The 13,831-nt window shown below is 42.9% G+C and carries 12 protein-coding genes and 1 pseudogene; 11 read left to right on the top strand and 2 right to left on the bottom strand.

The features are described from left to right. Positions 1 to 303: 303 nt before the first annotated feature. Together metF and metE are read right to left on the bottom strand one after the other, a co-directional pair. The gene (metF, locus tag GPW69_RS08470; protein WP_074391703.1) at positions 304 to 1,164 is read right to left on the bottom strand and encodes a methylenetetrahydrofolate reductase [NAD(P)H]; all 861 of its coding nucleotides are present in this window, start codon (positions 1,162 to 1,164) and stop codon (positions 304 to 306) included. Positions 1,165 to 1,167: 3 nt separating this feature from the next. Beyond that, entirely contained in the window at positions 1,168 to 3,417 is a 2,250-nt protein-coding gene (metE, locus tag GPW69_RS08465) for a 5-methyltetrahydropteroyltriglutamate--homocysteine S-methyltransferase (protein WP_074391704.1), read from the bottom strand. A gap of 282 nt (positions 3,418 to 3,699) precedes the next feature. Between metE and GPW69_RS08460 the strand changes: the two are divergent. From GPW69_RS08460 to GPW69_RS08410, 11 genes and pseudogenes are all read left to right on the top strand, one after another. Beyond that, positions 3,700 to 4,272 (top strand): annotated as a pseudogene (locus GPW69_RS08460) (gamma-glutamyl-gamma-aminobutyrate hydrolase family protein); the annotation flags it as partial. Positions 4,273 to 4,423: 151 nt separating this feature from the next. Then, entirely contained in the window at positions 4,424 to 5,275 is an 852-nt protein-coding gene (locus tag GPW69_RS08455; protein WP_074391705.1) for a MetQ/NlpA family ABC transporter substrate-binding protein, read from the top strand. 155 nt (positions 5,276 to 5,430) lie between these two features. Further along, the gene (locus GPW69_RS08450) at positions 5,431 to 6,798 is read left to right on the top strand and encodes a M20/M25/M40 family metallo-hydrolase (protein WP_074391706.1); all 1,368 of its coding nucleotides are present in this window, start codon (positions 5,431 to 5,433) and stop codon (positions 6,796 to 6,798) included. After that, a complete protein-coding gene (locus tag GPW69_RS08445) occupies positions 6,791 to 7,855 on the top strand; it encodes a methionine ABC transporter ATP-binding protein (protein ID WP_074391707.1) in 1,065 nt (354 codons plus the stop codon). The genes GPW69_RS08450 and GPW69_RS08445 overlap by 8 nt, the downstream gene beginning before the upstream one ends. After that, a complete protein-coding gene (locus tag GPW69_RS08440) occupies positions 7,856 to 8,548 on the top strand; it encodes a methionine ABC transporter permease (RefSeq protein ID WP_074391708.1) in 693 nt (230 codons plus the stop codon). A 179-nt stretch (positions 8,549 to 8,727) separates the two neighbouring features. Further along, positions 8,728 to 9,432 (top strand): B3/B4 domain-containing protein, encoded by a 705-nt coding sequence (locus GPW69_RS08435; RefSeq protein WP_074391709.1) that lies wholly within the window; start codon positions 8,728 to 8,730, stop codon positions 9,430 to 9,432. Positions 9,433 to 9,782: 350 nt separating this feature from the next. Then, the gene (locus GPW69_RS08430; protein WP_232051795.1) at positions 9,783 to 10,178 is read left to right on the top strand and encodes a DUF1398 domain-containing protein; all 396 of its coding nucleotides are present in this window, start codon (positions 9,783 to 9,785) and stop codon (positions 10,176 to 10,178) included. A 34-nt stretch (positions 10,179 to 10,212) separates the two neighbouring features. Then, complete coding sequence (gene glyQ, locus GPW69_RS08425) at positions 10,213 to 11,130, top strand: glycine--tRNA ligase subunit alpha (RefSeq protein WP_074391711.1); 918 nt, start codon at positions 10,213 to 10,215, stop codon at positions 11,128 to 11,130. A 5-nt stretch (positions 11,131 to 11,135) separates the two neighbouring features. Next, positions 11,136 to 11,510 (top strand): hypothetical protein, encoded by a 375-nt coding sequence (locus GPW69_RS08420; RefSeq protein WP_141668703.1) that lies wholly within the window; start codon positions 11,136 to 11,138, stop codon positions 11,508 to 11,510. An 11-nt stretch (positions 11,511 to 11,521) separates the two neighbouring features. Then, a complete protein-coding gene (gene glyS / locus GPW69_RS08415) occupies positions 11,522 to 13,555 on the top strand; it encodes a glycine--tRNA ligase subunit beta (protein WP_074391713.1) in 2,034 nt (677 codons plus the stop codon). A gap of 9 nt (positions 13,556 to 13,564) precedes the next feature. After that, positions 13,565 to 13,822 carry a DUF896 family protein gene (locus GPW69_RS08410; RefSeq protein WP_002942632.1) on the top strand — a complete coding sequence of 86 codons (258 nt, stop codon included), beginning with the start codon at positions 13,565 to 13,567 and terminating at the stop codon, positions 13,820 to 13,822. Positions 13,823 to 13,831: the final 9 nt, after the last annotated feature.

The raw sequence follows: 13,831 nt of genomic DNA, 5'->3' as shown, positions 1-13,831 counted from the left end.
TTTTATTTACGATTAAAATATATGGGAATCAATGTGATTTATTCAGCATAATGCTGTATTGAATATTGTAAATTGAAAACGGATGGAGTCTATTTTTCTATTTCGTCGCTTCTCTGTCTCCTCTTAGTGTCATTTTTACTCCTTGTGACTGTATTTTAAATGGCTGTTCGTTATTGTAAGCAAGATGTCACATACCTAGACATCTGCTGGATTAATGTCATGATGGGGTGAAAAATTTATCATGTAGTCTTTGGGAGTCACAGGGCATAGAATAACCCCTGAGCTTGGGCTCAGGGGAGTTTTCTAACTATAATGTTTGAATAGCGAATGAGTTGCTTGATGGATGGTGCGGGCCGTTTCGGCATTGTTCATAGTGTAGAGATGGATACCAGCCACATCATTGGTCACTAAGTCAACAATTTGATCTACAGCATAGGCCAGACCTGCTGCCCGAAGAGATTCAGGATTGTGCTCGTATTTTTCCAAGATGGCCTTGAATTTACGAGGGAGGCGGATATTCTCACAGGTTTTCAAGAGTCGAAGTGCCTGATTCCTGTTGATGATAGGCATAATACCTGCGATAATAGGCACTTCGATGTCTGCTAGAGAACATTTCTCCTGAAAGTTATAAAATGCTTCGTTATCGAAGAAGAGTTGAGTTACCAAGGTTGAGCAACCGGCATCAACTTTCTTTTTCAAATTTTTGATGTCTGAGACAGAATTTGGTGATTCTGGATGTACTTCTGGATAACAGGCTCCAATAATGTCAAAATGTGGAGCTTCTTCCTTGATAAAGGAAATCAAGTCAGTTGCATACTGGAAGTCCTCTTTAGGGGAAAGACCTTCAATGATATCGCCACGAAGTGCTAAAATCTGATGCACACCAATTTCATCGAGAGAATGAAGAACGGATCGGACCTTTTCTTTTGTCAAGTAAGCAGCTGGCAAATGTGCGATAGTTGGAATATGCAATTCATTGCGAACATGGTTAGCCAACTTGACAGTAGTCTCTTCTACGTTCAAATTGTTATTGCTGCATGTAACACTGATAAAATGAGGGGCCAAACCTTGCATCTCATCGAGAGTTTGGATAATCTTTTCATTGCCTACTGCTGGTTTTGGAGGAAAAATTTCAAATGAGAGACTTGGGGTTTGACCGATCATAAATTAGAGTTCCTTTCTGGCTGTCTTAGCTGCTTGAGTCAAGTGGATAAGACTAGCTTTTGTTTCTGATTCGCCACGAGTCTTGAGTCCGCAGTCTGGGTTAATCCAAACTTTTTCTTTCGGTACTTTAGCAAGGATGGCTTGGATTGTGTGTGCAATTTCATCAACGGCAGGGACACGTGGAGAGTGGATGTCATAGACACCAGGACCTACCTGAGTTTGGAAGTTTTTAGCCTTGAGTTCATCTAGAATAACAAGATTTGAACGGCTGGCTTCAAAGGAGATAACGTCCGCATCCATATTGTCGATGGCAGGAATGATGTCAGTAAATTCGCTATAGCACATGTGAGTGTGAATTTGTGTATCTGGTGCAACAGTTGAGTGTACTAAACGGAAGGCAGGGATTGCCCAATCAAGATACTCGCTGTACCAGTCGCTACGACGGAGTGGTAGTTTTTCACGAAGGGCTGCTTCGTCGATTTGGATAATCTTAATTCCAGCTGCTTCAAGGTCGAGAACTTCTTCCTTAATCGCAAGGGCGATTTGAAGGGTTGATTCCTTGATAGAAATGTCTTCACGTGGGAAAGACCAGTTGAGGATGGTTACAGGACCTGTCAACATACCTTTGACTGGTTTGTTGGTACGGCTTTGAGCATAGCTAGACCATTTAACAGTAATTGGGTTCAAGCGTGTTACATCACCCCAGATGATTGGTGGTTTAACTCCACGCATACCGTAGGATTGTACCCAACCGTTTTTACTGAAGAGGTAACCAGACAGGTTTTCGCCGAAGTATTCTACCATGTCGTTTCGTTCAAACTCACCGTGAACTAAGACGTCGAAGTCAACTTCTTCTTGCCATGCAATCCACTCATCTGTTTGAGTTTTGACAAATGCATCGTATTCTTCTTCTGAGATATTTCCTTTACGGAAAGCTAAGCGTGTGCTACGGACTTCCTTGGTTTGAGGGAAAGAGCCAATCGTTGTTGTTGGAAGAAGTGGTAAGTTTAGCTTCTCGCGTTGAATGGCTTCACGCTCTGCAAAGACTGGTAGGCGTGTATAGTCAGCGTCTGTCAGTCCTGCAAGACGGTCTGCAAGGGCTGCATCACGACCAACACGCTCAAGGGCAAAGAGTTCCTTGTTAGCTGTGAGAGCAACTTCGCCTTGACCGTTGCGGATGGCATCCAAATCACGCAATTCGCTCAGTTTTTCAACTGCAAAGGCAAAGTGGTTGAGGATAGCTGGTTCAAATTCTTCATTAGCAGTTGTGAAAGGTACATGAAGAAGGGAGCAAGAAGTTGTTATAACGACATTTTCAGCTGGAATAGCATCCAAAACAGCCAGGCTCTTTTCGTAGTTGTTGCGCCAGATATTTTTACCGTTGACGATACCAGCGTAGAGGGTCTTGTCAGCTGGGAAACCAGTTGCAACAAGTGCGGCAGTTTTCTTACCTTCTACAAAGTCAAGACCGATGGCATCAACTGGTAGACTGGTCAATTCTGTGTAAATATCACGAACATCACCGAAGTAGGTTTGGATGAGAACTTGCAAACCTTTCTTATCTGCCAAGAGTGTTTGGTAGATACGTAGGAAAAGGGCTTTTTCTTCAGCAGTCAAATCCTTGACCAAGCTCGGTTCGTCCAGCTGGATTTTTTCAGCACCAAGCTCTGCCAATTTCTCAAAGACTTGTCCGTAGGCTGTAACTAAGCTATCAGCGAAATCAGTAGCAGTTAAACCTTCTTCAAAATCAGTTAATTGTAAGAGTGTGAATGGACCAATCAAAACTGGACGAGTTGTGATACCCAAGTTCTTTGCTTCTTGGAATTCATCGAAAATCTTATGACCGGCTAGTTTGATTTCTGTATCTTTTTCAATAGCTGGAACGATATAGTGGTAGTTGGTGTTGAACCATTTTTTCATCGGTCTAGCACGAACGTCCCCTTTTTCTCCTTGATAACCACGTGCAAGAGCGAAGTATTTTTCAAGGTCAGTCAAGTCAAGGTTCTGTACTGCTTTAGGTACGATGTTGAAGAGAACAGCTGCATCCAAAACATTGTCATAGTGGGAGAAGTCGTTGCTTGGGATTTCAGTAATGCCTGCTTCTTTAACAATATTCCAGTGCTTAGCACGTAGATCTTTAGCTGCTTCCAAAAGCTCTTCTTGTGGAATTTCATTTCTAAAGTATTTTTCAGTGATAAATTTTAACTCACGGTGTTCTCCGATACGTGGGAAGCCGATAATAGTAGTAGTCATGTTTTTTCCTCCAAAATATTTCTATGCCCCTATCCTAACAGAAAAAACGACTCTTGTATAATTGTAAAAAATTAGAGGGAGTTATAACTTTTGACTATAACAGATTGAAAGAGAGCTACTTTTTTGATATTTCTTCTATATAAAAGCTTGAAAAAACGCCTGTTTATCAAGCTTGACTTTTTTATGCTGGCTCCAGTATAGTTTTTTACTAAGTGTGGTATAGATTTTATCTATGAAACTGCTAAAGGCAAACTCTTGTTTGCGAGCAATTGTTTATAGGTAGTTCTGATGGTTATTCCTATGGGAACCCCTGACTTAGCCAAGGACTATATCAACATGATTGATAAGTTGATTTTATCAGGCGGTCAGCATGTAGACCCAAGTCTATACGGTCAAGAGCGCTTGATTGATAGTAATGATTACCTCTTGGAACGGGATGAATTTGAATTGGCTTTGATTGAGGAAGCTCTTCGTCAGGGAAAACCAATTTTTGCAGTCTGCCGAGGGATGCAGTTGTTGAATGTTGCTCTAGGCGGAAGCTTGGAACAAGAGGTGGCTCATCATTGGCAAGATGGTATTGCGGGGACATCTCATCGTTTACAAGTGAAACCTAAAAGCCGAATCGGTCAACTGTTTGCCCAAGGGAGCCCTATTAATTCCTTCCATCAGCAACGAATCAAAGAATTGGCTCCAGGACTGGTGGCGACAGGTTTGGATCCTAGAGATGGTACGATAGAAGCTTATGAAAGTAGGGGGAACCAAGCTTTGTTTGGTATCCAATGGCATCCAGAATTTTTGTACAATGATTGTAAGCAACATCGAGACCTGTTTCAGTATTTAGTAGATATATTTTAAGAGGGGTATCCCTCTTTTCATTATCAATGCTTATAATTGCAAGGGTATTTGTTATAACGAAAAGTTATAACTTTCTATAAAAAAAGTCAATTAGTCAGAAAGAAAATTCTGTGTTAAGATAGATACAGTTCTAATTTAAGGAGATCATTTTATGAAATTAAAAAAATTGTTTAGTTTGGCAGCAGCTGCTTTATCAGTAGGTGTACTTGCTGCATGTGGTAACTCTTCTTCAAGTTCAGATTCATCTGCAACAACTGTTCGAGTAGGTGTGATGAGCTTGAGTGAGTCGGAAGAAGCTCGTTGGGATAAAGTTCAAAAAATTCTTGGGGACGAAGTGAAGTTGGAATTCACTCAATTTACAGACTACTCACAGCCAAACAAGGCAGTTGCTGAAAATGAAGTAGACATCAACGCATTCCAGCACTACAACTTCTTGAATAACTGGAATCAAGAAAATGGTGAAGACTTGGTTGCTATTGCGGATACATATATCGCACCAATCCGTCTTTACTCAGGTACAGCTGATGGAAAAAACAAGTACACTAAAGTGGAAGAAATTCCAGATGGTGCAGAAATTGCGGTTCCAAACGACCCAACAAACGAAAGTCGTGCTCTTTACCTTCTTCAAGCAGCTGGCTTGATCAAGGTTGGTGTATCTGGTACAGAATTGGCAACTATTGCTGACATTACTGAAAACAAGAAAAACTTGAAGATCACTGAGTTGGATGCAAGTCAAACAGCAAGCTCACTTAGCTCAGTTGATGCAGCAGTTGTAAACAACACATTTGTGTTGGAAGCTGGTTTGGATTACAAAAATGCCCTTTACAAAGAGCAAAAAGATGAAAATTCAAAACAGTGGTACAACTTGATTGCAGCTCGTAGTGATTGGGAAAAATCAGAGCAAGCAGCAGCGATTAAGAAAATTATCGAAGCCTACCACACGGATGAAGTGAAAAAAGTTATTGAAGAGACTTCAGACGGTATGGATGAGCCAGTTTGGTAAAATGTAAATAGGTTGAGGACTGGGCAGTGTTGTTCAGCCCTCTATCTGTTTTTATAGAGATAAGAAAAATCTCTTAACCAAAGTCAGAAATGTGGGAGAATATTTGATTTTGGTTAGTAGATTTAATTGGTTTTCATTGAGTATGAGGAGAAAGTATGGCAGATAGTAAAGTTCAAGCATTTGAAAATGATGCGATTATTCAAACTTATTTTGAAAAGTTGAAGGTCTTGATTTCAAAGAAATCTATTTTTGCTCAGCAGATTGGTTTGTTGGATGTGGCGACTTACTTGAAAGATATGTTTGAAGATGCTGGTGCAGAGGTTGTTTTAGACGACAGCTATGCCGCACCATTTGTCATGTCAACGTTTAAGGCTTCGGTGCCAGATGCGAAAACATTGATTTTCTACAATCATTATGATACAGTACCTGCAGATGCCGATCAGGTCTGGGAGAAGGGCAACCCCTTCGAATTGACCATTTCCGATGGCTATATCTATGGTCGTGGGGTGGACGATGACAAGGGCCATATCACAGCCCGTTTATCTGCCCTGAAAAAATATCAGGCTAGACAAGATGGTCAGCTCCCTGTTAATATCATCTTTATTATGGAGGGGGCAGAAGAGTCAGCCTCTGTCGACTTGGACAAATACCTTTCAAAATACAAGGAACACTTGATTGGTGCTGATTTGCTTGTCTGGGAGCAGGGGCATCGCAATAGCCTACATCAGCTAGAAATTGCTGGGGGAAATAAAGGAATTGTGACCTTCGATCTTCAGGTCAAATCAGCTGACTTGGATATTCATTCTTCCTATGGAGGTGTCATTGATTCGGCAAGCTGGTATTTATTATCAGCACTTCAATCCATGCGGGCTGCAGATGGGCAAATTCTGGTAGATGGCATTTACGATCAGGTTCAAGAGCCAAATGAGCGTGAATTGGCCTTAGTGGAAGAATTTGCACTGGCTACCAGTCAGTCTATGACGGATATTTATGGACTAACCCTTCCAACCTTGGTAGAAGATCGTCGTGAGTTTTTGAAGCGTTTGTATTTTGAGCCATCGATTACCATTGAAGGCTTGTCAACTGGCTATCTTGGTCAAGGTGTCAAGACCATCATACCAGCTCAGGCTTCTGCTAAGATGGAAGTCCGTCTGGTACCTGGGTTGGAGCCGCATGATGTATTAGATAAGATTCGACAGCATTTGGACAAACATGGTTTTGACAAAGTTGAGGTTGTCTTCACTCTAGGAGAGATGAGCTACCGAAGTGATATGTCGCACCCTGCCATTGTCAATGTGATTGAATTGGCCAAAAAATTGACACCAGAAGGAGTTGCTGTCTTGCCGACGTCACCGGGGACAGGACCCATGCATACAGTCTTTCATGCTCTAGGTGTGCCGATTGCAGGATTTGGTCTAGGAAATGCCAACAGTCGCGACCATGCTGGTGATGAAAATGTCAGCATCGCTGACTACTATAGCCATGTTGAATTAGTAGAGGAGTTAATTGCAAGTTATGAGTAAGGAAATGATTAAGCTAGATAATATTGATGTAACTTTCCAGCAGAAAAAACGTACGATCGAAGCGGTAAAGGATGTGACCATCCATATCAATCAAGGGGATATTTACGGTATCGTAGGGTATTCTGGAGCAGGGAAATCTACCCTTGTTCGAGTGATTAATTTATTGCAGGTGCCGTCTGCGGGTAAGATTACCATTGATGAGGATGTAATTTACGAGGGAGAAAAGGTCACACTTACCCCAGCTCAATTGCGGAGCAAACGCCGTGAAATCGGCATGATTTTCCAACATTTCAATCTGATGGCTCAAATGACGGCAGAAGAAAACGTCGCCTTTGCACTTAAGCATTCGGGTTTGAGCAAGGAAGAGAAGAAAGAAAAAGTTGCTAAGTTGTTGGACTTGGTTGGGCTCTCTGACCGTGCTGAAAACTATCCAGCTCAATTGTCTGGTGGTCAAAAGCAACGTGTTGCCATTGCCCGTGCCTTGGCCAATGACCCTAAAATCTTGATTTCTGATGAGTCTACTTCTGCCTTGGATCCGAAAACGACTAAGCAGATTTTGGCACTTTTGCAGGAATTGAATGAAAAATTGGGCTTGACCATTGTTATGATTACCCATGAAATGCAGATTGTAAAAGATATTTGTAACCGTGTGGCTGTTATGCAGGATGGTCACTTGATCGAAGAAGGTTCCGTTTTAGAAATCTTCTCTCATCCAAAAGAAGAATTGACACAGGACTTCATCAAAACAGCAACAGGAATTGATGAGGCCTTGGTGAAAATTTACCAGCAGGATATTGTTAAGAATTTGCCTGAGAATAGCATTTTAGTGCAACTCAAGTATGCTGGTTCCAACACGGATACGGCAATTGTCAATGATTTGTACAAATTCTATCAAGTATCTGCCAATATTTTGTATGGCAATATTGAGATTTTGGACCATACGCCAGTTGGTGAGATGGTAGTGATCTTATCAGGTGAACCTGGTCAGTTGCACCGTGCGATTGAGGCAGTGACGGAGGCGCGTGTGGAAGTGACGATTTTGAAAGGAGCAAACTAGATGTTAGAATGGATTCAAACGAATTTTCCAGATATTTATAAATTGGGCTGGGATGGTCAGACAGGTTGGTTAACACATTTTAATTTGACCCTCTATATGACCTTTGTTTCCTTTGCTTTTGGTGGCTTTATGGGCTTGGTTTCAGGTTTGTTCTTGGTATTGACTGGTCCTCGCGGTGTCATTGAAAATAGGACGGTTTACTGGATTTTGGATAAGGTAGCTTCTATCTTCCGTGCCATTCCTTTCATTATTTTGTTGGCGGCCATTGCTCCTTTGACAAAAATTATTGTTGGGAAAACGATTGGTACGGAGGCAGCCTTGGTGCCGCTTGCCCTTTCAGTCTTTCCCTTCTTTGCCCGTCAGGTTGAAGTGGTCTTGTCAGAATTGGACCGTGGTGTCATTGAGGCCGCACAGGCTTCAGGAGCGACGTTCTGGGATATTGTCCTTGTCTATCTGCGTGAGGGTCTGCCTGACTTGATTCGTGTGACGACCTTTGCCCTGGTTTCTTTGGTCGGCTATACTGCCATGGCAGGAGCTATCGGAGCAGGTGGTTTGGGACAGGTTGCGCTATCATACGGCTACCTACGGTATAATAATGATGTGACCTTTTTAGCAACCCTTTTGATTTTAGTTATCATCTTCGTAATCCAGTTTATTGGAGATTTCTTGACGAGAAAGATTAGTCATAGCTAACAGGAAGCCGTGTTTTTCAATTGTTGGATTGTCCTTGACTTTTTTAAAGCATTTTTATACAATATAATTAATTAAATAAACACTGCCACCGGGTAGTCATGCAACAGCATTTTATGAACGTTGTTAGGTCTTAGAAGATGTTCATAGGGTGCTGATTTTTGTATAAAAGGAGTGAGAATATGTCACAATTTGTTGTTGATTCATCTTTTTGGAGTCTATTTCCAGATGCAAAAATTGGAGTTCTATTATTGAAAGATTATAAAACGCCATCAGAATCACCAGAAGATTTAGTGAAACTACTGGAAGAAAGTAATGAAATTGCCCAGAAATTTCTTACAGAAGATACTTTTAGTGAAAATGAAGTCATCCAAGCGTATCGCCAAGCTTATCAAAAATTCAAAACAAAAAAAGGCGCGCGTTCTAGTATCGAAGCCCTTTTGAAACGTTCAACTAGTGACCGTCCAGTTTCGACAATCTCGCCCTTAGTGGACATTTATAATGCGGCGAGTTTACGTTTTGGTCTTCCATGTGGTGCTGAAGATTTAGATACATTTGTAGGCGATCTCCAACTAACGATCACTGAGGGTGGAGACGAATTCTATCTCATTGGTGATGAAAACAATAATCCAACTCTACCAGGTGAAGTTTGCTATAAGGATGATAAAGGAGCCGTTTGTCGCTGTTTCAATTGGCGCGATGGTGAGCGAACCATGATTACGGATGAGACAAAGAATGCTTTCTTGGTCATGGAGCTGGTCAATTCTGATAGAGTAGAAGATTTGGAAAATGCCCTTGATTTTATCAGTCAACACGCAGAAAAATTCTTGGGAGTAGTACCAGAAAAATATCTATTAGATTGCGATACGCCTGCAATAGCCTTGTAGGATTTGTCAGTGGGATTGTGTTCGGATAAATAGTGGTCTTTCTAGACAAATGCTGATTTTTCTGCTACAATACTAAGCATGAAAGAAGGTTGTTTCAAAAGCCTGTCTAGCGAGCTTGGGAGAGTGAAAGCCAAGCCAGTCTTGAAATAATTGGCGCTTTCCCAGTCGTGACCATGTCCGACTCAATCAGAATCATACAAATGAAGTAATAAATTAGGGTGGAACCGCGTTCTCAACGCCCCTATGTCTGTTGACAGGGGAAAAGAATGTGGTTCTTTTTGTCTGCCGACCGAGTATTTCTTATTTTTCATCTCAAGGTGAAAGACAGCTACTATAAAGAAAGGAGACAAATGTTCACCTTAGAAAATATCAATCGAGGTCATGAACAGTTTACTGGGCCTGATTTTCCCAAACTGATTGCCTATTTTAAGGGCTTGGGTATGGTGGAAAATACTGTGGATATCCAGTCTGGCCAGGTTATCTATCGCTCACAGACAGGTCAAACTCTGGAAAAGCAGGGCTACCAAGTAACGATACCTGTTACTGACCAAGCCAATCTGGACCAGTTTGTGACTATCTTACGCAATCATCAGGCTGGGCAAACAGATTTCCCTACCTTCTGCCAAGAAACAGCAGAAGCAGGCATTTACAAGTGGGTCATTGACCTAGCAGCCATGACCTGTTCCTATCTGGACAAGGCAGAGCAGGCTGTTTTTGTGGAAACCATACCGAGTGTGGAGAACTAGCAATTTTGAAATATAAATAGAAAGAAGGAAAAATATGTCAAAGAAACTTACATTTCAGGAAATCATTTTAACCTTACAACAATTTTGGAATGAGCAGGGCTGCTTGCTCATGCAGGCTTACGATACGGAAAAGGGTGCGGGTACCATGAGCCCCTACACTTTTTTGCGTGCTATCGGTCCTGAGCCGTGGAATGCGGCTTATGTGGAGCCAAGTCGTCGTCCTGCGGACGGTCGTTACGGGGAAAACCCAAACCGTCTCTATCAGCACCACCAATTCCAAGTGGTTATGAAACCGTCGCCTTCTAATATCCAAGAACTCTACTTGGAGTCTTTGGACCGTTTGGGCATCAATCCTTTGGAGCACGATATTCGTTTCGTTGAGGACAACTGGGAAAACCCGTCAACAGGTTCAGCAGGTCTGGGCTGGGAAGTTTGGTTGGACGGTATGGAAATCACGCAGTTTACCTACTTCCAACAAGTTGGTGGTTTGGCGACAGGTCCAGTCACAGCCGAAGTAACCTATGGTTTGGAGCGTTTGGCTTCCTATATCCAAGAAGTTGATTCCGTTTACGACATCGAGTGGGCAGACGGCGTTAAATATGGTGAAATCTTTATCCAGCCAGAATATGAGCATTCAAAATACTCCTTTGAAGTATCGGACCAGGATATGCTCCTTGAAAACTTTACTAAGTTTGAAAAAGAAGCAGAGCGGGCTTTGGAAGAGGGCTTGGTTCACCCAGCCTTTGACTATGTGCTCAAATGTTCTCATACCTTTAACCTACTAGATGCACGCGGTGCAGTGTCTGTAACCGAGCGTGCAGGTTACATTGCCCGTATCCGTAACCTTGCCCGTGTCGTTGCCAAAACCTTTGTGGCAGAGCGGAAGAAACTCGGCTTCCCACTTTTAGATGAAGCAACGCGAGTAGAATTGTTAGCTGAAAAGGTTGAATAATGTCTTTGAAATATGAAGAACCAGATATTTTAATTTCTTTAAGTTTAAAGGTAGATGAAGAAATTAAAATTGATTATCTTGTTAAACCTGAAGAATATCATAATAAGAGGATGAAACGTGCAATTCTGAGTCATTTGCTCAGCGGCTTGTTACCGGAAGATAAATTCAATAATATTTTACTATCGGTGGTGACTTCGTCCGATGACATGAAATTAGTAATCCTATCAATTTCATTTAACTCTTCACTAGTTGAGTTCCTTGATTCATCAGAACGACTTTTAAACTCTTTTAGAGATTCTGAAGGGAAGATTGTCCCATTGTGGAGTGCTGAAAAACATATTACATCTAAGTGTGTAGGAGTAAAAATTACAGAAAGTTAGAATAAGAAGGTATGAAAAAACTATTAATTGAACTTGGTTTGGAAGAAATTCCTGCCTACATCGTAACCCCAGCCATGCACCAGTTGCGTGACCGCATGGCGACCTTTTTGACAGACAATCGCTTGGCTTTTGACAGCATTGATATCTTTTCAACACCACGCCGTTTGGCTGTTCGTGTGCTTGGTTTGGCGGACCAGCAGACTGACTTGACCGAAGATTTCAAGGGTCCTGCTAAGAAGATTGCCTTGGACGCAGACGGAAACTTCACTAAGGCGGCAGAAGGCTTTGTCCGTGGCAAAGGCCTGACGACAGCGGACATCGAATTCCGCGAGATTAAGGGTGAAGAGTATGTCTATGTGACCAAACACGAAGCTGGTCAGCCAGCTGAGGCCGTCTTGGCGGGTATTCCAGAGGTCTTGAAGGCTATGACCTTCCCTGTCAGCATGAACTGGGCTTCCAACAAATTCGCCTACATCCGCCCTGTCCACACCTTGACCGTTCTCTTGGATGACGAGGCATTGGATATGGACTTCTTGGACATTTCGTCCGCTCGCATCAGCCGTGGTCATCGTTTCCTTGGAAATGAAACTGAGATTGCAAGTGCAGATTCTTACGAGGCTGACTTGCGAGCACAGTTTGTCATTACAGACCCCGCAGAGCGTCAAAATATGATTGTTGAGCAAATCAAGGCTATCGAGGACAAACACAATGTGACCGTTGAGATTGATGAGGACCTACTCAATGAAGTTCTCAACTTGGTCGAGTACCCAACTGCCTTTATGGGCTCCTTTGATACCAAGTACTTGGAAGTGCCAGAGGAAGTCTTGGTGACTTCTATGAAAAACCATCAACGTTACTTCGTGGTGCGTGATAAGGCTGGCAAACTCTTGCCAAACTTCATCTCCGTCCGCAATGGTAATGACCAGTATATTGATAATGTCATCAAAGGAAATGAAAAAGTTTTGGTGGCTCGTCTGGAAGACGGTGAGTTCTTCTGGCGTGAGGACCAAAAACTCAAGATTGCCGACTTGGTAGAACGCCTCAAAGTCGTGACCTTCCATGAGAAAATCGGCTCACTTTACGAGCATATGGAACGCACCAAAGTCATCGCAGAAAAACTGGCTGACTTGGCAGGTTTGTCTGCGGATGAAAAATCGGATGTGGCACGTGCGGCGGACATCTACAAGTTTGACCTCTTGACAGGTATGGTCGGCGAGTTTGACGAATTACAAGGGATCATGGGTGAGAAGTATGCCCTGCTTGCAGGGGAAAAACCTGCGGTGGCAACGGCAATCCGTGAACATTACTTGCCAAACTCAGCAGAAGGTGAATTACCTGAGAGCAAGGTCGGTGCGGTCTTGGCACTGGCTGACAAGTTTGATACCCTTCTCTCCTTCTTCTCAGTAGGTCTCATTCCTTCTGGCTCAAACGACCCTTACGCTCTGCGTCGTGCGACACAGGGTATCGTGCGGATCTTGGAAGCATTTGGTTGGGAAATTCCATTGGATCAGTTGATTGCGGAGCTCTACAGCTTGAACTTTGCTAGCTTGACCTATGACAACCAGCCAGCTGTGATGGACTTTATTCGTGCCCGTGTGGAGAAGATGATGGATAAGGCGATTCCGAAAGACATCCGTGAGGCTGTGCTTGCTAGCTCAACCTTTGTAGTCAGACTACAACTGGCAGCCAGCTCTGCTATTTTCCAAAAATCAAAAGAGGCTGACTACAAGGAAGCCGTGGAAAACTTGTCACGGGTCTTCAACTTGGCTGAAAAGGCGGAAGCGGCTGTCATTGACCAGGCCCTCTTCGAAAACGACCAGGAAAAAGCCCTTGCTGATGCAGTGACAGGCTTGGAGTTGACAGAAGACATGGCGGGCAACTTGGACAAGCTCTTTGCTCTTAGCCCAGTCATCGCGGCCTTCTTTGACAATACCATGGTTATGGCAGATGATGCGGCAATCAAAGCCAACCGCTTGGCCCTCTTGAAAGCCTTAGCGGATAAGGCTTCCGCAGTGGCCGTCTTCAATCTCTTGAATAGTAAGTAGGAGGTAGACATGGAACAAGCAAAAATCGATCGGATCAATGAATTGGCTAAAAAGAAAAAAGCTGGTACCTTGACACCAGAGGAAAAAGTTGAACAGGCTCAGCTCAGGGAAGAATATATTGAGGGGTATCGTCGAGCAATCCGTCATCATATTGAGGGGATTAAACTGGTTGATGAAGACGGTAACGATGTGACGCCAGAGAAACTCCGTCAAGTCCAACGTGAAAAGGGCTTGCATGGCCGTAGTTTGGATGATCCAAATTCCTAAGAATAAATG

Origin of the sequence: Streptococcus suis (assembly GCF_902702775.1) — a bacterium.
In the GTDB taxonomy this organism is placed as follows: domain Bacteria; phylum Bacillota; class Bacilli; order Lactobacillales; family Streptococcaceae; genus Streptococcus; species Streptococcus hashimotonensis.
Note: the sequence above shows the minus strand (reverse complement) of the source record. Positions and strands in the feature narration are given on the sequence as shown.

Excerpts from the sequence above, each read along its gene's own strand:
- metF (WP_074391703.1), bottom strand. The coding sequence starts at position 1,164 with ATGATCGGTCAAACCCCAAGTCTCTCATTTGAAATTTTTCCTCCAAAA.
- metE (WP_074391704.1), bottom strand. The coding sequence starts at position 3,417 with ATGACTACTACTATTATCGGCTTCCCACGTATCGGAGAACACCGTGAG.
- GPW69_RS08455 (WP_074391705.1), top strand. The coding sequence starts at position 4,424 with ATGAAATTAAAAAAATTGTTTAGTTTGGCAGCAGCTGCTTTATCAGTA.
- GPW69_RS08450 (WP_074391706.1), top strand. The coding sequence starts at position 5,431 with ATGGCAGATAGTAAAGTTCAAGCATTTGAAAATGATGCGATTATTCAA.
- GPW69_RS08445 (WP_074391707.1), top strand. The coding sequence starts at position 6,791 with ATGAGTAAGGAAATGATTAAGCTAGATAATATTGATGTAACTTTCCAG.
- GPW69_RS08440 (WP_074391708.1), top strand. The coding sequence starts at position 7,856 with ATGTTAGAATGGATTCAAACGAATTTTCCAGATATTTATAAATTGGGC.
- GPW69_RS08435 (WP_074391709.1), top strand. The coding sequence starts at position 8,728 with ATGTCACAATTTGTTGTTGATTCATCTTTTTGGAGTCTATTTCCAGAT.
- GPW69_RS08430 (WP_232051795.1), top strand. The coding sequence starts at position 9,783 with ATGTTCACCTTAGAAAATATCAATCGAGGTCATGAACAGTTTACTGGG.
- glyQ (WP_074391711.1), top strand. The coding sequence starts at position 10,213 with ATGTCAAAGAAACTTACATTTCAGGAAATCATTTTAACCTTACAACAA.
- glyS (WP_074391713.1), top strand. The coding sequence starts at position 11,522 with ATGAAAAAACTATTAATTGAACTTGGTTTGGAAGAAATTCCTGCCTAC.
- GPW69_RS08410 (WP_002942632.1), top strand. The coding sequence starts at position 13,565 with ATGGAACAAGCAAAAATCGATCGGATCAATGAATTGGCTAAAAAGAAA.